General features: G+C 59.5%; 15 protein-coding genes and 1 pseudogene. 5 read left to right on the forward strand and 11 right to left on the reverse strand.

The features are described 5' to 3' along the window. Positions 1-10: 10 nt before the first annotated feature. The 7 genes from QE453_RS00270 to QE453_RS00300 all read right to left on the reverse strand — a co-directional run bounded on the left by QE453_RS00270 (position 11) and on the right by QE453_RS00300 (position 8,253). The gene (locus QE453_RS00270) at positions 11-838 is read right to left on the reverse strand and encodes a carbohydrate ABC transporter permease (protein ID WP_004444918.1); all 828 of its coding nucleotides are present in this window, start codon (positions 836-838) and stop codon (positions 11-13) included. Then, positions 835-1,719: a carbohydrate ABC transporter permease gene (locus tag QE453_RS00275; RefSeq protein WP_004444920.1), complete on the reverse strand. Its 885-nt coding sequence runs from the start codon at positions 1,717-1,719 to the stop codon at positions 835-837. The genes QE453_RS00270 and QE453_RS00275 overlap by 4 nt, the downstream gene beginning before the upstream one ends. A gap of 66 nt (positions 1,720-1,785) precedes the next feature. Then, positions 1,786-3,060 carry an extracellular solute-binding protein gene (locus QE453_RS00280; RefSeq protein WP_112554188.1) on the reverse strand — a complete coding sequence of 425 codons (1,275 nt, stop codon included), beginning with the start codon at positions 3,058-3,060 and terminating at the stop codon, positions 1,786-1,788. A 74-nt stretch (positions 3,061-3,134) separates the two neighbouring features. After that, positions 3,135-4,208 carry an ABC transporter ATP-binding protein gene (locus QE453_RS00285; protein ID WP_006700547.1) on the reverse strand — a complete coding sequence of 358 codons (1,074 nt, stop codon included), beginning with the start codon at positions 4,206-4,208 and terminating at the stop codon, positions 3,135-3,137. 7 nt (positions 4,209-4,215) lie between these two features. Then, entirely contained in the window at positions 4,216-5,727 is a 1,512-nt protein-coding gene (locus tag QE453_RS00290) for an alpha-N-arabinofuranosidase (protein WP_309776149.1), read from the reverse strand. Positions 5,728-5,849: 122 nt separating this feature from the next. Then, entirely contained in the window at positions 5,850-6,779 is a 930-nt protein-coding gene (locus QE453_RS00295; RefSeq protein WP_004444928.1) for a transcriptional regulator, read from the reverse strand. 181 nt (positions 6,780-6,960) lie between these two features. After that, on the reverse strand, positions 6,961-8,253 hold the full coding sequence (locus QE453_RS00300) for an ABC transporter substrate-binding protein (RefSeq protein WP_309776150.1): 1,293 nt from the start codon (positions 8,251-8,253) through the stop codon (positions 6,961-6,963). A 112-nt stretch (positions 8,254-8,365) separates the two neighbouring features. Here QE453_RS00300 and QE453_RS00305 point away from each other — a divergent pair, with 112 nt between their 5' ends. The 4 genes from QE453_RS00305 to QE453_RS00320 are packed head-to-tail and all read left to right on the forward strand — an operon-like array spanning position 8,366 to position 13,098. Further along, positions 8,366-9,430, forward strand: a complete 1,065-nt coding sequence (locus tag QE453_RS00305) for a LacI family DNA-binding transcriptional regulator (protein WP_022562628.1) — start codon at positions 8,366-8,368, stop codon at positions 9,428-9,430. Continuing rightward, complete coding sequence (locus QE453_RS00310) at positions 9,423-11,300, forward strand: DUF2264 domain-containing protein (RefSeq protein WP_309776151.1); 1,878 nt, start codon at positions 9,423-9,425, stop codon at positions 11,298-11,300. Before QE453_RS00305 ends, QE453_RS00310 begins: the two co-directional genes overlap by 8 nt. Further along, positions 11,297-12,313, forward strand: coding sequence for a hydroxyacid dehydrogenase (locus QE453_RS00315; RefSeq protein ID WP_107339616.1), 1,017 nt, complete (start codon positions 11,297-11,299; stop codon positions 12,311-12,313). Before QE453_RS00310 ends, QE453_RS00315 begins: the two co-directional genes overlap by 4 nt. Beyond that, positions 12,310-13,098 carry a TIM barrel protein gene (locus QE453_RS00320; RefSeq protein ID WP_309776152.1) on the forward strand — a complete coding sequence of 263 codons (789 nt, stop codon included), beginning with the start codon at positions 12,310-12,312 and terminating at the stop codon, positions 13,096-13,098. The genes QE453_RS00315 and QE453_RS00320 overlap by 4 nt, the downstream gene beginning before the upstream one ends. Positions 13,099-13,260: 162 nt before the next feature. On the opposite strand, the gene QE453_RS00325 is transcribed toward QE453_RS00320, so the two are convergent. The 4 genes and pseudogenes from QE453_RS00325 to QE453_RS00340 form a co-directional block, all read right to left on the reverse strand. After that, positions 13,261-14,334, reverse strand: coding sequence for an ABC transporter ATP-binding protein (locus QE453_RS00325; protein WP_004444934.1), 1,074 nt, complete (start codon positions 14,332-14,334; stop codon positions 13,261-13,263). A gap of 86 nt (positions 14,335-14,420) precedes the next feature. Continuing rightward, positions 14,421-15,297: pseudogene (locus QE453_RS00330) on the reverse strand (carbohydrate ABC transporter permease). Beyond that, positions 15,290-16,243, reverse strand: coding sequence for a carbohydrate ABC transporter permease (locus QE453_RS00335; protein ID WP_004444936.1), 954 nt, complete (start codon positions 16,241-16,243; stop codon positions 15,290-15,292). Before QE453_RS00335 ends, QE453_RS00330 begins: the two are co-directional and overlap by 8 nt. A 6-nt stretch (positions 16,244-16,249) precedes the next feature. Continuing rightward, entirely contained in the window at positions 16,250-17,539 is a 1,290-nt protein-coding gene (locus QE453_RS00340; RefSeq protein WP_004444937.1) for an ABC transporter substrate-binding protein, read from the reverse strand. Positions 17,540-17,656: 117 nt separating this feature from the next. Here QE453_RS00340 and QE453_RS00345 point away from each other — a divergent pair, with 117 nt between their 5' ends. Then, on the forward strand, positions 17,657-18,367 hold the full coding sequence (locus tag QE453_RS00345) for a TetR/AcrR family transcriptional regulator (protein ID WP_006700541.1): 711 nt from the start codon (positions 17,657-17,659) through the stop codon (positions 18,365-18,367). Positions 18,368-18,399: the final 32 nt, after the last annotated feature.

Raw genomic sequence — 18,399 nt, forward strand, 5'->3', positions numbered from 1 at the left:
GTCCGCCCCCTCACCCTTTCACACCGGACGAGATCATGATGGCTTCCGTTACCCGCCGCTGGAAGATGACGTAGGCGATGATGACCGGCAGCGCGGCAAGCATGGCGATGGCCATCAGCCGTGCATAGGCAACGCCGAATGTGTCATTGACCTGGGTGATGCCGACCGGGATCGTCATCATGTTTTCCGAGGTAACGACGAGGAAGGGCCAGAAGAAGGCGTTCCAGACCGTGATGAATGTCACGATCGCCATGGCGGTCGTAATGCCCCAGTTCAGCGGCAGGTAGACCTTGAAAAGGATTGTATACTCACCGCCGCCATCCAGAACCACAGCCTCGCGCATCTCCTTCGGCACGCTGTCGAAGAACTGCTTGTAGACGATGATGACGATGGGCGTGATGAGCTGCGGCAGGATGATGCCTGCCCAGGTGTTGATGAGGTTAAGGTTTTTCATCAGGATGAACTGCGTGACGACAAGCGTCTGCGCCGGCACCATGAAACTCGCCAGCACGATGCCATAGAGCAGGCGTCGGCCCGGAAACCGTATCTGCGAGAGGGCATAGGCGCACAACATCGAGATAAGAAGCACCGATACGGTAACGATCGCCGCCGTGCCGACCGAGTTGATATACCAGTTCATCAACTGCGTGTTGAAGATGGCGTTCACATAGGCGCTCAGCCGGAACTCGTCGGGTATCAGCAAGGTGTTCCCTGCCACATTCTCATCCGAGCGAATGGAGGTGACGAAGGTCCAGTAGAGCGGAAATATCCATACCAGCGCCGCCGAGAAGGTCAGCACGGTCAGGATGATGTTTTCTAGTCTTCTGGTAAGGCTCATGAGTTCCTCCGGATGCGCAGCAACTGGAACTGGAGAATGGAAACGATGACGATCAGCAGGAACAGCACGGTGGCGACGGCAGAGGCATAACCGCCATTGTTGAGCTGGAAGGCTTCACGATAGACCTTTAGAAGCAGCACGAAGCTTGAGTTGAAAGGGCCGCCGCCGCTCAGGAGATAGATCTGGTCGAATATCTTCAGTTGCAGGATCAATTGAAGGGTCAGCACGAGGGCTGTCACGGGCCATAATAGCGGCCAGGTCACGCGCCAGAAGCGTTGCCACGTCGTTGCGCCATCGAGCGAGGCGGCCTCATAAAGCTCGGCCGGAATGTTGCGAAGACCCGCGATGAATAGCAATACGTTGAAACCGTTGGTCCACCAGATGGTGACGACGGCGACCATCGGCATGACCCAATAGGGATTCTTGAAGACCGCGACCGGTTTTCCGGCAAACAGGGAAATTACCGGCTGAAGAATGCCGAACTGAAGATCGAGCATCCACGTCCAGATTTCCGTGACGACCGATACAGGCAAGACATAGGGCAAGAAAAACAGGCTCATCGCAACCGTCTGCCTGACGCCCGAAAGGCGGCTGACGGCGAGTGCGATCATCAGCGCGATGACGGTCGTCGGGACCACGGTTAGAAGCACAAAATAACCGTTGTTCTTCAGCGACGTTATAAACAGGCGGTCGCTCAGCAGCTTTGCGTAGTTTGCAAACCCGACCCAGTTTCCATCACCGATCAGGGGCGCATCGGTGAAACTCATGCGCACCATCTCGATCAGCGGATAAAGGAAGAAGGTGGCGAAGACCACGATGAACGGCGTCACCATCGACAGCGCGATCAGCGATTTCTTGCGCCGGTTTTCAATCATAGCCATGGACTGTCTCCGGGACTTCACGCATTGCAGGCGCCCTCCGGCCAGAGACCGGAGGGCCGGTTCCTGTCACTTCAGCTTGCTTTGCAGCTCTTCCTTGATCTGCTCCACCGCATCCGTGCCGCTCATGAAGCCCTGAATGGCCGGAGCGATGACGTTGAGCGCGGCATCATAGGCAGGCGAAGCGACACCCGTGATCGTCGTTTTCGGATCGAACACGGCTGCTTCCGCAAGTGACGCATAGGTGGCGTTCGGCTGCATCGCCTTGTAATCGCTGCCCTCGGTGATCGATTTATAGGCCGGGATATGGCCGGCATCGGCCCAGCTGATGGCGTGTTTTTCCATCCAGCCGATTACCTTCATCACCGCGGCGCGTTTTTCGCCGGAAACGGTCTTGTCATCCTGGTTGGGAATGGCAAAAGCGTGTGAATCCGCCCATGTAGCGCGTTTACCCATGAAGGGCGGAACCTCGACCGCGCTCCATTTGAAGCCCAGCTTGTTGTTCTTTTCCAGGTCCTTGTAGGTCGGCACTTCCCAGACGCCGTTCAGCTGGAAGGCGGATTTTCCGGCGGAGAAGAGCGCGACGGAAGCGGGATATTCCGCCTGCTCCGGCGCCCAGCCGTTTTCGCGCCATTTCGACATTGTATCGATAGCCTTGGCAGCCTTCTCCGCATTGTCGCCGGCCAGCACCTCGCCATTGGTGACGAGTTCACCACCCTGCTGCGAGAACAAGGTGTAAAAAACGCGCCAGACACCGGCTTCTCCGCCGGATTGATACGTGACCGGCGTTTCGACGCCTTTTTCCTTGGCCCAGGCCAGCGCCTTCTCGAAGTCGTCTATCGTCTTGATACCGGTCAGCTTGCCTTCGGCATCGATATAAGGCGAGCCTTTGAGAAGATCGGCATTGTAATAGAGAACCAGCGCGTGAATATCGAAAGGCACGGCATAAAGCTTGCCGTCATGGGTGGCCGCATCGAGCGGCGCACTGAAGAAATCGTCCTTCTTCAGGCCCGCATCCTCAAGATCCTTGTCGGTAATCTCGCTCAGCACCTTCTCCTGCAGCGCCAGCGGCGCACGGGACAGGTGATAGGTCATGACGTCAGGTCCTTCGCCGACGGCAGAAGCGGTCCGCACCTTGGTATAGAAGGGCACGCCCCATTCGAGCGTCGTTCCCTTCACCTGAATATCAGGATGTTCCTTGTTGAAGGCATCGATCAACGCCTTCATGCGCACGCCGTCACCGCCGGACAGGAAATCCCACCAGACGATATCCTGTCTGGCCAGCGCCGGCAGGGCGGTCAAACCCAGAACCGTGCCAATAAGCAATGTCTTGATCAGTCGCATCGTTCACTCCTCCCGTTTTCTTTGAAAACACCCCATGGGGATGGTCTGCTGCATCGACAGGCGCCTCCTCGCGCCTATCGCAACCTTCTGCCGTCGCTGTCGAAAACCATGATGTGGTCGGGCGCGGCGGTGAGCGAAACCGGACGGCCATCCAGGCTCTCGCGCGAGCCCTGGCGCTGCACGATGATTTCCCTGCCGGCCCCGGTGCGGGTATAGAGGTAGGAGACGTCGCCCAGCTCTTCCGCGACCTCGACAACGACCGGCAAGGCACCGTCCTGTGTTATGATCAGATGCTCGGGTCGGATCCCGATCTCGACACGCTGCCCGGCGGAGACGGGTTGCGAGAGCCGCGCCTCGATATGTCCATGCCCGCCATCGGGCGAAAGCGTCACGACGCCTTCGTGCTGTCCGACGACGTCCGCCTGCAGGAAGTTCATCGCCGGTGAGCCGATGAAGCCGGCGACGAACCGGTTATCAGGATCGTCATAGAGGGTGAGCGGAGCGCCCGCCTGCTGCACGACGCCGCCCTTCAACACGAAGATCTTGTCCGCGAGCGTCATGGCCTCCACCTGATCATGGGTGACATAGATCATTGTGGCACCCAGCTTGCGGTGAAGCCGGGTCAGCTCCAGCCGCATCTGCACGCGCAACTCCGCATCGAGGTTCGAAAGCGGCTCATCGAACAGGAAGACCTTCGGCTGTCGAACGATGGCGCGGCCGATGGCGACGCGCTGGCGCTGTCCACCGGAAAGCTGCGACGGTTTTTTCTGCAGATGATCTTCCAGCTGCAGAATGCGGGCCGCCTCGCCCACCCTCTCATTCACCTCCGCCTTCGGCCGGCGGGCAAGACGCAGGCTGAACGCCATGTTCTCGAACACCGTCAGATGCGGATAGAGGGCGTAGTTCTGGAAAACCATCGCAACGCCGCGATCCGCCGGCTCGACGGCCGTGACATCACGGTCGTCGATGGCTATGCGTCCGCCGCTGGTCTCTTCAAGACCGGCAATCATCCGCAGCAGCGTGGATTTGCCGCAACCGGAAGGCCCGACGAAGACCGCGAAGCTGCCGGTGGGGATGTCCATCGAGACATCCCGGATCGCCGCGAAGGAGCCGAAGGACTTGGCGATATTGTTGAGACGGACACCCATGGCCGCCTCACTGAACCTTCAGACGCAGCACATGATAAGACAGCGCCGGCACGGAGCCCTTCAGCGCTCCGTCTTCGACGCCGACACCGCCGCCCGGCACCGGCACGACACGATCCGGCTGATCCGGGCCATTACCGACACGCAGATCATATCCCGCCATGGCCAGATGCAGATCGAGCGTGGTCGACGAGAAACCGGTGAGGCTGACATCGAGGTCGGCGGCCTCGGTCAAGTGCCGGTTCAACACGAACAATGTCACCATGCCTTCCGCCTCGTCATAGACACCGGCGACATCGAGATATTTGACGTCATCGGCCGCATTGCAGTCATAGGTCGGGCAATCAACGGCGACATTCAGCGCGACGCCACGGCCATAAAGCGAAGCAAACTGGTATGGATAATAGATCGTCTGACGCCATGCCGGGCCGTTCTTCTCGGCACGGATGGGCGCGATGACATTGACGAGCTGCGCGATGCAGGCGATGCGCACCCGATCCGAACGGCGGATGAACTCGTTGAGCAGACCCGCCACGAACAGCGCGTCCTCGAAATTGTATGTCTCTTCGAGAAGTGCGGGCGCTTCCGGCCAGTCCCAGCTCTTGATGCGTTTGCCGTCTTCTTCGCGGATGTGATACCAGACGTTCCATTCGTCGAAGCAGATGGAGACGTCGTTCTTGGCGCGCTTCTTCGCCTTCACATAATCGATGACGCCCGCAATCGTCTGGATGTAGCGTCCGGTTTCCTCGATCTTGCCGAAATAATTCAGCGTGTCGCGGCTGTTATTGCCAAAATATTTGTGCAGCGAGATGTGATCCACATTTTCATAGCACTCCTCGAGAACTTCCCGCTCCCATTCGGGATAAGTGGGCATGCCGTCATTGGAGCTGCCGCAGACGATTGCTTCAATTGTCGGGTCGAAACCCTTGAAGGCCTTGGCGGTTTCGTTGGCGAGACGCCCGTACTCCACCGCCGTTTTGTGACCGATCTGCCAGGGACCGTCCATTTCGTTGCCAAGGCACCACATTTTCACGCCATGCGGTTTTTCGGCGCCATGGCTGCGGCGCAGATCGCTGAGCGTCGTACCGCCGGGGAAGTTGACGTATTCGAGGAAGTTGCGGGCGTCGTCCAGACCACGGGAGCCGAGATTGACGGCGAGCATCATCTCGATGCCGGCCATCTGCGCCCAGTCGGCGAATTCATTGATGCCGATCTGGTTGGTTTCCTTGGAGCGCCAGGCGAGATCGAGACGGATGGGACGCTGGTCGCGCGGCCCGATGCCGTCTTCCCAGCGATAGGCCGAAACGAAGTTGCCGCCCGGATAACGGATGGCCGGGATCTTCAGGTCCTGCACGAATTTCAGAACGTCCTTGCGAAAGCCGTTTTCATCCGCCTGAGGATGGCCCGGCTCGTAGATGCCGCCGTATATGGCGCGCCCCATATGTTCGATGAAGGCGGAATAAAGACGATCGTCGATACGCCCAATCCGGAAGTCCCGGTGGACTGAAACCCGCGCTTTCATAAGGCTCTCCTCCCATGCGCATTTATATCGTGAAATGTGGTATAAACCACATTTGATAATATAGTTGCCGAGGGAATTCGCGCCTGTCAACCGCGAAAATCATACTTATTAAATTTGCTGTATCAGGCAGCCGTTCGCAGACGCAGAACGATGTCCTGGTCGTAATTTCCGAACCCGCGGCCAAATATGTTCAGCCCGCCCGGATGTTTCGCATCCGCCTTGACCTCGATGCGCAGCCGGATGGAACGGTGGCTGGTCAGATCGATATCCGCGAGCGTCACATCCGAAATCCGGGTCCCATCCACAAAGGTTCCCTGGGCGGTAATCCGCCATGTTTTCAGCATACCGTATTGCGAACCGGACAGCTTCCACCAGTCCGGCGTAAATGTTCCCCGCTTGTCTCCGAAATCGCCGGGCGACGTCCAGACGCCGATTTCCCTGCCGTTGACGGACAGGGTGATGTCCGACGGCCAGTTGCTGTGGGTTCCGGGAACCTCGGAACTGACCTCCATGGAAAACTCGACTTCCTCGACCTCCCGCCCCTGAATCTTGGCGTTATTGGGGAACTGATACTCGACGAAACCCGATGTCAGCCATAACAAGGCCGTCTTCATGCGGTCCGGATCCATGAACGTATCGGGCACATCCAGAAGCCCGATAATGCCCTCCGGCGAGCAGATGCCACAGGGCGCCGTTACCGAACTTTGCGTGTAAAGACCGAGAGGCATCGCCACGGCAATATAGTTTGAGGTCGCCGGGGTTTCGGGTTTCCGGAAGGAAACGATGAGTTCGTCGCAGGTGGCAAAGCAGATTTTCTGGCTGCCCTTGCGCGCCTTGCGCGTCTCGGTTCGCAGCAACCCCGCCTCCTCCAGAACGGCCACGCCGGCGGAAACGGTGGACTGGGGCAAATCCAGCCTCTGCGCAATTTCGTTGACATTGAGACCGCTCGCCTCGTGCAAGAGCTTCAATATCTGCACGCGGATCAGCGATGCGGCCGCTTTCAGCACATCGAATTCTTTTTCAGCATCAACGAGAAGGAAATTGGGCGCCATATTCTAATCTTCAGATTTATCGATCCAGATCAGAATTTCTGGCTTAAATGCCATGCACTTGTCCAGTGCTGTTTGCCGTTCAGGCGCTTCCAAAAGGCGGAAAGCGGGATTCACCGCCCTCGCTTCATGAAAAAGGCATCGCCACGCGGCTGCGAGACCGCGCGGCGGTGCCCTTTCGTCGTCAGCCGCGCTTGCGCAGGGTCCGCGTGCCGGTGTCGACGAGATTTTGCGCTGCTTCATCCACGCTCGCGCGGCCGAAGGCGAGCGAATCGGCGATGGGGCGCATCACGCCGCGGTCGAACTCATTGGCGCCGATCGGGGCGGGCTCCGGATAGGGATCGAGCTTGCCCGACAGGCTCTCAATGTAATCCACCGTCTTGCGCTCGGTCTCGTTGAGCGTCGGCAACAATGCCTCGCGCACAACCTTGGCGGGCGGCACGCCGCGCTCGACGCCGAGCACCTTGCCTGCTTCCAGATCGTTGACGAAGAAGTTGATGAATTTCGCCGCCGCTTCCGCGTTGGTCGAAGTGGACGAAATGGACCAGATGAGGCCCGGCCGATAATAATGCCCGGTCGGCTTGCCCGGCCCCTCACCCGGCAGCATACCGATGGACAGCGTTTGCTTATTGAGTTTCTGGTAACCGACAAGCTGGTTGGAATAGGCAAAACCAATGGCCGAATTGCCAAGCGTCAGCGCATTGGATTCGATGGTATTGTCGTCACGCGTCTGGATATCGGCGGAAACGCAAAGCTTGTTCTCGCGCAGGTCCTCCCAATAGGCGAACCATTCCTTGGCATCTTCCTTGTTGAAGCCGATGGTGCCGTCCTTAAACAGAAGCTTGCCGCGCTGGCGCAGCCAGACGTCGAAGACATAATGATAACGCGCGCCATAGGGTACGGCCCAATAGTTGCGCTTCGCCGGGCCGTTCTTCTTGAAATCGCGCGCCAGTTCAGCAAGCGCCTTCCAGGTGATCTGATCCTGTGGAACGGAAACACCCGCTTCTTTCAGCGTGTCGGCGTCATACATCATGCAGAAGGAATTGAGCCCGAGGCCGACACCGTAAAGCTTGCCGTCGATACGGCAGAGATCGATCTCGCTTTTGCCGAAGGTGGAAAGATCAAGCGACTTGCCGACGAACTGATCCAGCTCCATGCAGGCGCCTCGACCCGAATAATCGGCGATGGTGGAGGGTTCAAGCTGGAAGATATCGGCGACGTTTCGCCCCGCCATCGATGTCGCAAGCTTGGTCCAGTAATCGGAACCGGCGATCATTTCCCCGCTGATCTCGGTCTGCGGATTGGCCTTCTGGTAAAGAGCGATCACATCGTTGGTGCGCTTGCTGCGATCGGCAGATCCCCACCACACGCAACGAAGCCGGGTTTCAGCCGCAGCCGCGCGAAAACCGCCCGCCGCAGCACCCAGGCTCGCCAGCGCCGCCGTCACCAAAAACCCGCGTCTATCGATCATTTGCATCTGCTCCTCCCGCGTTTTGCAAATTTTTCTGATATCACTTAAATTCTTGCAAATTTTCTCTGTTTGCAATATTTGCATCATAATAGATTTTTTTGCAAGCGCAGGAGCCGATATGAACGATACGCCCGACATCAGCCGTCCGCGCCAGTCGGATATCGCCCAGCGCGCCGGGGTCTCCATCAGCACAGTCTCGCGTGTTCTCGCAGGGGAAAAAGGAATCAGCGCGTCGATCCAGACCAAGGTTCTGGGAGTTGCGGCGGAGCTCGGTTACCCCTTGCGACCGGCGACCAACCAGGCGGCCGGTGTGCAGCTGGAAGGCAAGACAATCCTCGCGCTCATGTCCGCGGAAAGGGCGACGGGCGATATTGGCGCGTTTTATCACGATATTTTCGATGTGCTGCGCAGCCTCGCCCAGACGGACGGTTTCGAACTCGACATCAGGCTATTGCACCAGAAGCAGATAGACGATTCCCTGATCCAGCGGGTCTGTGAGGTGGACGGCCTCCTGGCCATCGGGCTCGATCCCGAGGAGGAGATCATCCACCGCATCACGCAGGGCGTACTGCAACCTGTTCTTGTCAACAGTGCTGACCCCTCCATGATGCTCGATTGCGTTTCGCCTTCCAATTTTTACGGCGGCGCGCTGGCGGCCCGGCGGCTTCTGGAACTCGGCCATCGCAAGGTCGCCTATATCGGTCCGCATCATCGCCACACCATCAGGGAGCGCATGCGCGGCTTCCGCCATACGATCCTTGAGGAGAAAGGAACGACCTATGAGGAGTTCCTGCTTTCGACGGCAGATAGCGGCTTCGGGCAGGCGGGCGACGCGGTTCGCCAGCTGCTGGCCAAAAACCCTGAACTGACAGGCATTTTCTGTATGAATGACGCAATTGCCCTTGGCGCACTCGGGGCAGCGCAGGAGCTGGGCCTCGGCGTTCCCGACGATCTTTCCATCATCGGTTTCGATGACCTGCCCTTTGCCGAACTTTCTACCCCACGTCTCAGCACGATCCGGGTCGATCGCCGCGAGATTGCGCGCGAAGCGGTTGACCTGCTGCGGCGGCGCCTGACCGAACCTTCCGCCAATGCCCGTCAGGTGCAACTTGGCGTGCAGCTGGTGGAAGGACAGACAGCCGGCAAGGCGAAAAAGACGGGAAAGGCGACACGCGATGCATGATACCATGAGCAGACCCCATATGGCGCGATTTAATCCGCTGCACGGCAATCCGCTCAAAAGCCGCGCCGATGTCCGGCGGGCGCTGGATGATAGCTTTGCGCCGCTTCTTCCCTATTTCTCGCAGGGTGGCGCAAGGGTGACGCTCAGCGGAGCAGCCGCGCACTTCGACCGCGCGGCGGCCGATCTGGAAGGCTTTGCCCGACCGCTCTGGGGCATCGCACCGCTTGCGCTGAGTGGCGATCGTTTCGACCATTGGCCGCTTCTCGCCCGGGGCATAGCCAACGGCACCGATCCTTCCCATCCTGAATACTGGGGTGATGTGCGCCAGAAGGATCAGCGGCTGGTGGAGCTCGCTGCAATCGGTTTTGCACTGCGGCTTGCGCCACAGCATCTGTGGGAACCACTGTCCGATACACAGAAAGACAATGTGCGCCGCTATTTGCTGACCGCCCGTGAGCGCGGTTACGCCGATAATAACTGGAAGTTTTTTCGCATCATGGTCGACATGGCGCTCGACCATCTCGGTATCGAATTTGACCGCAGCCTGACCGAAACCTTCCAGAAGGAGCTCGACGATTTCTATATATCCGACGGCTGGTATCGCGACGGCAACTATCGCCGCATCGATCACTACATTGCCTTCGCCATGCATTTCTACGGGCTGATTTACGCGAAACTTAGCAAGCCTGATAACGCCTATGCCGAGCGTTACCGGCAGCGCGCACGGCTTTTCGCTGGCGATTTTGCCAGCTGGTTCGATCAGGATGGCGGAACCCTGGCTTTCGGCCGCTCCATGACCTACCGTTTTGCCTGTGGCGGTTTCTGGGCGGGCCTTGCCTTTGCCGACGAGGAGGCGCTGCCCTGGGGCGAGATCAAGGGCCTTTATCTGCAGCATCTGCGCTGGTGGGCCAAAAAGCCGATTGCCGATCGCGATGGCGTGCTCTCCATCGGCTACGCCTATCCGCAGCTCACCATGTCGGAAAGTTATAATTCTGCAGGTTCGCCCTATTGGGCTTTCAAGGCTTTCCTGCCGCTTGCCCTGCCGGAAAGTCATCCCTTCTGGCTGGCGGAGGAAAGGCTGCCCGAGCCGTCCGCAAGCCCTAAGCCGCTTGTTCATCCCGGCATGGTGATGATGCGGAGGAAAGGCAACGTCACGGCGCTCTCCAGCGGCCAGGAAAATCTCTCCATGCGCGGCGGGCCGGAAAAATACGCAAAATTCGCCTATTCCTCCCGCTACGGCTTCGGCGTGGAAGTGGACGAGCGTGGCTTCAAGACCAACGGTTTCGACAATATGCTGGCCTTTTCCGAGGACGGACTACATTACCGCGTGCGCGAGACCAACGAAAAGGTTCTGCTGGCGGGAGCAAGCCTGCGGGCGACATGGAAGCCGTTTGCCGATGTCGCCGTTGAAACCACGCTGGTTGCGGCTGGCGACTGGCATATCAGACTGCACCGGATCACCTCTGCCCGCTCCCTTTGGGTTACGGAAGGTGGCTTTGCGATCAACCGCAACGATGGCGACCGCGACGCCATGAGCGAAGAGGCCGGCCGGGCGACGACGGATTGTGGCACTGACATATCGGCAATCATCGATCTCGGTTCGAGCATAGACCGGCACGGCGTGGCACTGAAGGCACTGCCCAATACAAATCTCATCAACGCCAAGACCACCGTGCCGCAATTGCGCGGCCAGATCGCTGCCGGCGAGAGCGTTCTGATTTGCGCGGTCTTTGCCGGGGTGAGCGGCCCGGAAGGCGAGAAAGCAATGGCTTCGGTTCCAGCCATTCCCGACCTGGAGGCGCTTGATCGCCTCTTCGCGAGAGAGGGCGTGCCGGTCAGCAGCATGGCGGCCAGGGGAGAGCCGCAATGACGAGCCCGATTCCGCGTCTCAGCATAGCCATGGACCCGGAACGGACCGAGCATGTGCTGACATCGCAGGCGCTCGACAGGTTGTCAGAGAGGGTCGAGATTCTCGACACAGGCACAATCCGCGATTTCCACGATCCTGCGGTGAAAGAGCAGCTGGCGAAGACGGATATCCTCCTGACCGGCTGGGGCTGTCCGGATATCGGCGCGCAGGAACTGGCGCTGATGCCCCGCCTCAGGCTTATCTCCCATGCTGCCGGCACGGTAAAATATTTCCTGTCGCAAGCGGTGTTCGATCGGGGCGTTACGGTGTGCAGCGCCGCAGAGGCGAATGCGCAGCCGGTCGCAGAATTTTCTCTGGCGATGATCCTGCTGGCCGGCAAGCGCACCTTCGGTTTCCGACGTCTTTATCTGGAGCATCGCGACCGAGCCCCGGTCGAGCGATTGCAGGCGCAGGCCATCGGCAATCTCGGCCTCACGGTCGGCATCGTCGGCGCGTCACGCATCGGACGTCGCGTCATTGGTCTATTGAAGCCCTTCGATCTCGATCTCATGCTTTTCGACCCGCTTCTCGGTGCTGCGGAAGCGGAAAAGCTCGGCGTCCGTCTTGCCTCGCTCGAGGAGCTGATGGCGGCGAGCGACGTCATTTCCCTGCATGCGCCCTCCCTGCCGCAGACGCGGCATATGATTGGCGCGGCAGCGCTTGCCCGCATGAAGGACGGCGCAACCCTGATCAACACGGCGCGCGGCGCACTTGTGGATGAAGACGCGCTTCTGGCCGAACTAAAAACCGGACGCATCGAAGCCGTCATCGACGTGACCGATCCCGAAGTGCCGCCGCCGGACTCGCCCTTTTACAGCCTGCCGAACGTCTTCCTGACGCCGCATATTGCGGGCGCCACCGGTCTCGAACGGGCGAGGCTCGGCGACATGGCGATTGCCGAAATCGAACGCTTCTGCTGCGCAGTGCCTTTGCAGCAGCAGGTGCGGCCCGAACATCTGGACCTGATCGCGTGAGACCTTTCGAACCCGGCCTGTGCTCCGTCACCTTCCGCTCCCTGACGCCACAGGTCGTGATAGAGCTTGCGGCCAGCAATGGCATCAGGGCGATCGAATGGGGTGCGGATGTCCATGTCCCGCCGGGCGATCTCGAAAATGCGCGGCAGGTTGCGGCGCGGACGGCGGAAGCAGGCCTCTCCGTCTCGTCCTACGGTTCCTATATCTTCGCGCCGGATTTCACACCTGACGATGTGACCAGTGTGCTCGAAACCGCAAGGGCGCTCGGCACACAGCATATCCGTATCTGGCCGGGGCAACGCAAACGTCCATCCGCCGATTACACACCCGCGGAACGCCGCGCGGCAACGGAAGCTCTGGCGACAATTGCTCACCGAGCAGCTGAGTTTCACATGACAATCGGTCTCGAATACCACCCGAATTCGCTGACCGATGCCCTCCCCTCCGCCCAGCAGCTGGCGCAGGATTTGCCGATGCCCAACCTGTTCTTCTACTGGCAGCCCGCCCCGGGCCTGCCGCTGGAAGAGGCACTCGCGGAAATATCCTCACTCGGCCCACGCATCTGCCATCTGCATGTGTTCGCCTGGCTCGCCGACGCCAGCCGCCTGCCGCTTGCCGACCGCGCAGACTACTGGCGGGCGTGCATCGAGGCTTTGCCTGAGGGCGAATGGACGAGACCCGCCTATGCGATGCTGGAATTCGTCACGGGTGATGACATCGGCCAGTTTGCGGAAGACGCGCTGACACTAGGCAAGATACTCGCTGGCCGCGGAGTGGCCGATTAGCGCACGATTAACCTCACACGCGGCGTCACCCCGGCCTCGTGCCGGGAACCTGATCATGTGGAACAAACACGTTCTTCATCCTCGGGACAAGCCCGAGGATGAAGAACGCAAAGCTTTCTGGACTTCGTCAGCCACTGTGGTGAGACAGCTCACCACTCGTTCTCATATCCGCCGTCCATCCGCGCCGAACAGATGCGTCTTGCCCAGATCGAAGGCAAAGGGAATCGTTTCGCCGATGCGGATCTGGCGTTGGCCATCGAGAAGCACGGTCGCTGGCTGGCCGTCGGGGGTGCTGGTGTAAACCACCGTCGAGCCACCGAGATGTTCCACGAGCTGGATGGAAGCTTCACCGAGAGAGGATTGCGCCTGCGGGTTCACATGTTCCGGGCGCACACCGAAGGTGAGCGGTTCCCCCTGCTGAGCAGTGACCGGTTTTTCAAGCACGATGCGCTGTCCCGCCACTTCGATGGTGCGGTTGGAGGTGTCGCCTGAAGCCACTTTTGCGGAGAGGAAATTCATCTTCGGTGAGCCGATGAACCCCGCGACGAACTGGTTTGCGGGATTGTTGTAGAGATCGAGCGGGCGGCCAACCTGCATGATGCGGCCGTCGCGCAGCACGACGATCTTGTCGGCCATGGTCATGGCTTCCACCTGGTCATGCGTCACATAGATCATGGTGCTGCCGAGCGTCTGGTGCAGCTTGGCAATTTCGACGCGCATCTGCACGCGCAGTTCCGCATCGAGGTTGGAGAGCGGTTCGTCGAACAGGAAGATTTTCGGCTCGCGCACGATGGCGCGGCCGATGGCGACACGCTGGCGCTGGCCGCCGGAAAGCGCCTTCGGCTTGCGCTGCAACAGCGGGCCGATCTGCAGGATATCGGCAGCCTTCTGCACCCGCGCCTCCACCTCCGGCTTCTTGTAACCTGCCGTTTCCAGCCCGAAGGCGAGGTTCTTGTAGACACTCATATGCGGATAGAGCGCATAAGACTGGAAGACCATGGCGATGCCGCGCTTGGAGGCAGCGGTTTCGTTGACCCTCTCACCGTCGATACGCAGATCGCCTTCGGAGATTTCCTCAAGCCCGGCGATCATGCGCAGAAGCGTGGATTTGCCACAGCCCGAAGGGCCGACGAAGACGGTGAATTCGCCCGGCTCGATCTTGAGATCGATGCCGTGGATGACCGGAAAAGCGCCGAACCGCTTGACGATTTTTTCGAGCGTAATGCTGCTTGCCATGCTGTTTCTCCCGACTGTCGCGCCGCATGCGGGACGGCTGCGACAGTGTTGATTGTCTTAGAATACGTTCCCGATCCGGGATCCGTTCAGCGTTTCATTCCCGTCGTCGCGATGCCTTCAATCAGCAGCCGCTGGAAGAACAGGAAAAACAGGAAGACCGGCACCAGTGACAGGTTGGACATGGCGAAAAGCGAGGTCCAGTCCGAGCTGCCGGTGGAATCCACGAAGGACCTGAGACCGAGCTGCACGGTGTAGGTGTTGATGTCGTTCAGATAGATCAGCGGACCGAAGAAGTCGTCCCAGGTCCAGATGAAGGAAAAGATGGCGGCCGTTGCCAGAACCGGCAGCGACAGGGGCAGCATGATCTTCCAGTAGATACGGAAGGGTGAGCAGCCATCCATGACAGCCGCTTCATCCAGCTCACGCGGAATACCGCGGAAGAACTGCACCATCAGGAAGATGAAGAAGGCGTCCGTCGCGAGATACTTCGGCACGATCAGCGGCAGCGATGTGTTCACCCAGCCCATTTCCAGGAACAGGATATATTGCGGGATGAGCACGACGTGATAGGGCAGCATCAGGGGTGCCGAGCATCAGCGCGAACCAGAAATTGCGCCCGCCGAAGCGAAGCCTTGCAAAAGCGAACGCCGTGAGCGAGCAGCCGACCACGTTGCCGATGGTGGCCAGCACCGAGATGAAGAAGGAGTTCCAGAAGAACTGCCCAAAGCTCACCTGCAGCCCGGTCCAGCCTCTGATATAACCGCCGACATCCACCGCCGAGGGAATGAGCGAGGAGGAGCCGAACAGCTCGTCCTGCGGCCGGAAGGAGCCTGAAATCATCCACAGGATCGGATAGAGCATCGCAAAGGAGGCGATGATCAGCGCCGTATGGAGCATCACCGATTTCAGCGGCGAGCGTTGCGGGCCTTGTCCCGGCCGGGGAGCGGTAACAGCGTCAGTCATCGTAATGCACCCAGTATTTTGCGCTGAGGAACGAGAAGGCCGTGAACAGCGAGATGATGATCACCAGGATCCAGGCAAGCGCCGAGGCATAACCCATGCGGAAGAAACCAAAGGCTTCCTGGTAAAGATAGAGCGTGTAGAACAGAGTCGAATTGATCGGCCCGCCGGTGCCCTCGGAAATGATGAAGGCCGGCGTGAAGGCCTTGAAGGCGTCGATCGTCTGGATCACGGCGTTGAAGAAGATGACGGGCGTCAGAAGCGGCAGCGTAATGCGGAAGAACTGCCGCACCTTGCTCGCGCCATCGATTTCGGCGGCCTCATACATGTCCTGCGGAATTTGCCTCAGACCTGCGAGGAAAATGATCATCGGCGAACCGAACTGCCAGACCGACAGGATGACCAGCGTGTAGATCGAATAATCCGGATTGGAAATCCAGCTCGGCCCTTCATAACCAAAGGCCTGCCAGAGTATCATGTTGACGAGACCGTCAGAGGCGAAAAGCTGACGCCAGAGAACGGCAATCGCGACGCTGGAGCCCAACAAGGACGGCAGATAGAAAATCGCCCGATAGAGGGTCAGGCCGCGGATGCCGCGGTTGAAGGCGAGCGCCACCAGCAGCGCGAAAATCAGCTTCAGCGGCACCGACAGCAGCACATAGGTGAAGGTGACCTGCATGGCGGCGGCAAATTTCGGGTCGGCCGTGGCGATGCGCACATAATTGGCCGCACCCACCCAGTCCGGCGACTGCAACAGGTCGTAGTTGGTGAAGGACAGATAAAGCGACGCAAGCGCCGGGCCCAGCGTGAGGCCGAAAAAGCCGATCAGCCAGGGCAGGAGAAACAGGTAGGCGTGAATGTTGCGGTCGAAGATCCGCTTCAGGCCGCCCCGTTTCGGGAGAGCCGCGCCACGGCTCTCCCCCACAAGAGTTTCAGATCGAAAGGCCATAAACCATCACTTCCGTTTGATAACGGTTTCGGATTCCTTGACGAGGCGGTCACCGCCTTCTTCCGGGGTGATCTTGCCGAAGCCGACTTCTTCCGCCGTGCGTTTCAGGACAAAGGCGAATTCGCCCGCACCCGGAGGTGGCGCCGGCGGCAGATCGCCGACGCCGGGTGTAATTTCGGCGATATATTCCACCATGCTCTTGCTGACTTCATCGAGTTTCGGGGTCAGCGCGTTGCGCATGGATTCCGACGCCGGAACGCCGCGCTCCACGCCGAGAATATCGATGCCTTCCGGCTCGGCGACGAGGAAATTGATAAACCCGACGGCCTGTTCGATACCGGCACTGCCATTGGCGACGCTGATGAGCATGGAAGGTTTAAGGTAGTGGCCGGAAGGGCCGTCCTTCGTGCTCTTCGGATAGGAGCTGATGGCAAGTTTGGCCTTGTTGAGCTTCTGATACCCGACGAACTGGTTGGAATGGGCAAATGCGGTTGCCGCCTTGCCCGTCGTCAAAGGGTTGGTTTCGATATTGAGCTGGTCGAGCGCCTGCACATCGGCGGGCACACAGGCACCACTCTTGCGCAGATCCGCCCAGAGCGTGAACCACTTGGTCGCGTCGGTCGGATCGAAGCCGATGCCGCCATCCTGCGTGTAGAGTGACTTGCCGTTCTGGCGCAGCCAGTTTTCAAAGCTCGGCTCCACGCCGCTCGCATCGGCTGTGGCGTAATAACCGGGCTTCGGCTTGTTCTTGCTGAGCTTGGCGGCATTTTCGGCAAACTCCTCCCAGGTCTGGCCGATGGCCGGCGGTGTCGCGCCGGATTTTTCCCAGGCCGCCCTGTCAAAGAAGACGGCGCTGGAATTGACCCCCAGATTGATGCCGTAAAGCTTTCCATCGACCCTGCCGGAATCGATGTTCATCTTGCCGAAATCCTCGATCTTCAAGCCCTTGCCGATGTAATCATCCAGCGGCGCCAGCGCGCCGCGCCGGCCATATTCGAAGATGTAACGATAATCCATCTGGATCAGATCGGGCGCGTTGCGGCCCGCCACCTGCGTTGCAAGGCGGGGCCAATAATCGCTCCAGCCGGCGAATTCCCCGGCAATGTCGAGATCGGGCTTCACCTGCTTGTAGGCTGCTATTGCCTTGTTGGTGCGATCGGCACGCTCCTGCGACCCCCACCACAACATGCGAAGGCGCGCGGCCTGCGCCTGCGCCGAACCACCTCCCAATGCTGCAAGCGACAGGGCCGCAAGCCCTGCCGAAAGCACAGTTCTCCTCTGAAGCATCACGGGCATTGGCAACTCCTCCCTATTGACTGCCAATTGATGATCAACGCAAACGACACTTGCCGTTTTATAACTAATTGGTTACATGGGAACACCGATCGCAAACATTGTCAAGCGGGTGCCGAAATGGAAGAAACGACTAAGAACCAGCCGTCCGATCCGGGCCCCGATCCGGCCGTGGAGGAAACGCTGCCGCCAAAGCGCAAACGGGCCACGGCCCAGGTGCGAAACCCGGAAAGAACCCGCGCCGCCATTCTTGAAGCCGCCCGCCGCGAGGTGGCCGCCAAAGGGCTGGCGGGAGCCAGAATCGATGTCGTCGCCCGCCGCGCCGGGACCAACAAGAGGATGATCTACCATTATTTCGGCGACAAGGATGCGCTTTATCTCGCCGTTCTGGAAGACGCCTACCGCCATATCCGCCACACTGAAAGACGGCTTGATCTGGCCCGTAAGGCCCCGTCCGAGGGCTTGCGGGAACTTGCGCTTTTCACCTGGCACTACTTTCTCGACCACCCCGAATTCCTGAGCATCCTCGCCACGGAAAACCTCAATAAAGCCCGGTATCTCAGGCAATCACCGACGATCACGGCGATGCACTCAAATTTCATTTCCGAGCTTGAGGACGTGCTGCGGCGTGGCAGCGACGCCGGCGAATTCCGTGACGGCCTCGACCCGATCGACGTTTATCTGACCATCGCTTCGCTCGGCGCCTTCTACCTGTCGAACAGGTTCACCCTGTCAACGATCTTCCAGCGCGACCTGACAGACCCTGCCGAGCTGGAGCGATGGGGCCAGCACATCGTCGACACGTTGCTTGCTGCAGTGCGGCGGGTCTGAACGAGCCAAGCCGGATTCCTGTTTAACTACAG

This window comes from Agrobacterium sp. SORGH_AS_0440 (assembly GCF_031453135.1).
Taxonomy (GTDB): Bacteria; Pseudomonadota; Alphaproteobacteria; order Rhizobiales; family Rhizobiaceae; genus Agrobacterium; species Agrobacterium pusense.

Excerpts from the sequence above, each read along its gene's own strand:
- QE453_RS00270 (WP_004444918.1), bottom strand. The coding sequence starts at position 838 with ATGAGCCTTACCAGAAGACTAGAAAACATCATCCTGACCGTGCTGACC.
- QE453_RS00275 (WP_004444920.1), bottom strand. The coding sequence starts at position 1,719 with ATGGCTATGATTGAAAACCGGCGCAAGAAATCGCTGATCGCGCTGTCG.
- QE453_RS00280 (WP_112554188.1), bottom strand. The coding sequence starts at position 3,060 with ATGCGACTGATCAAGACATTGCTTATTGGCACGGTTCTGGGTTTGACC.
- QE453_RS00285 (WP_006700547.1), bottom strand. The coding sequence starts at position 4,208 with ATGGGTGTCCGTCTCAACAATATCGCCAAGTCCTTCGGCTCCTTCGCG.
- QE453_RS00290 (WP_309776149.1), bottom strand. The coding sequence starts at position 5,727 with ATGAAAGCGCGGGTTTCAGTCCACCGGGACTTCCGGATTGGGCGTATC.
- QE453_RS00295 (WP_004444928.1), bottom strand. The coding sequence starts at position 6,779 with ATGGCGCCCAATTTCCTTCTCGTTGATGCTGAAAAAGAATTCGATGTG.
- QE453_RS00300 (WP_309776150.1), bottom strand. The coding sequence starts at position 8,253 with ATGCAAATGATCGATAGACGCGGGTTTTTGGTGACGGCGGCGCTGGCG.
- QE453_RS00305 (WP_022562628.1), top strand. The coding sequence starts at position 8,366 with ATGAACGATACGCCCGACATCAGCCGTCCGCGCCAGTCGGATATCGCC.
- QE453_RS00310 (WP_309776151.1), top strand. The coding sequence starts at position 9,423 with ATGCATGATACCATGAGCAGACCCCATATGGCGCGATTTAATCCGCTG.
- QE453_RS00315 (WP_107339616.1), top strand. The coding sequence starts at position 11,297 with ATGACGAGCCCGATTCCGCGTCTCAGCATAGCCATGGACCCGGAACGG.
- QE453_RS00325 (WP_004444934.1), bottom strand. The coding sequence starts at position 14,334 with ATGGCAAGCAGCATTACGCTCGAAAAAATCGTCAAGCGGTTCGGCGCT.
- QE453_RS00335 (WP_004444936.1), bottom strand. The coding sequence starts at position 16,243 with ATGGCCTTTCGATCTGAAACTCTTGTGGGGGAGAGCCGTGGCGCGGCT.
- QE453_RS00340 (WP_004444937.1), bottom strand. The coding sequence starts at position 17,539 with ATGCCCGTGATGCTTCAGAGGAGAACTGTGCTTTCGGCAGGGCTTGCG.
- QE453_RS00345 (WP_006700541.1), top strand. The coding sequence starts at position 17,657 with ATGGAAGAAACGACTAAGAACCAGCCGTCCGATCCGGGCCCCGATCCG.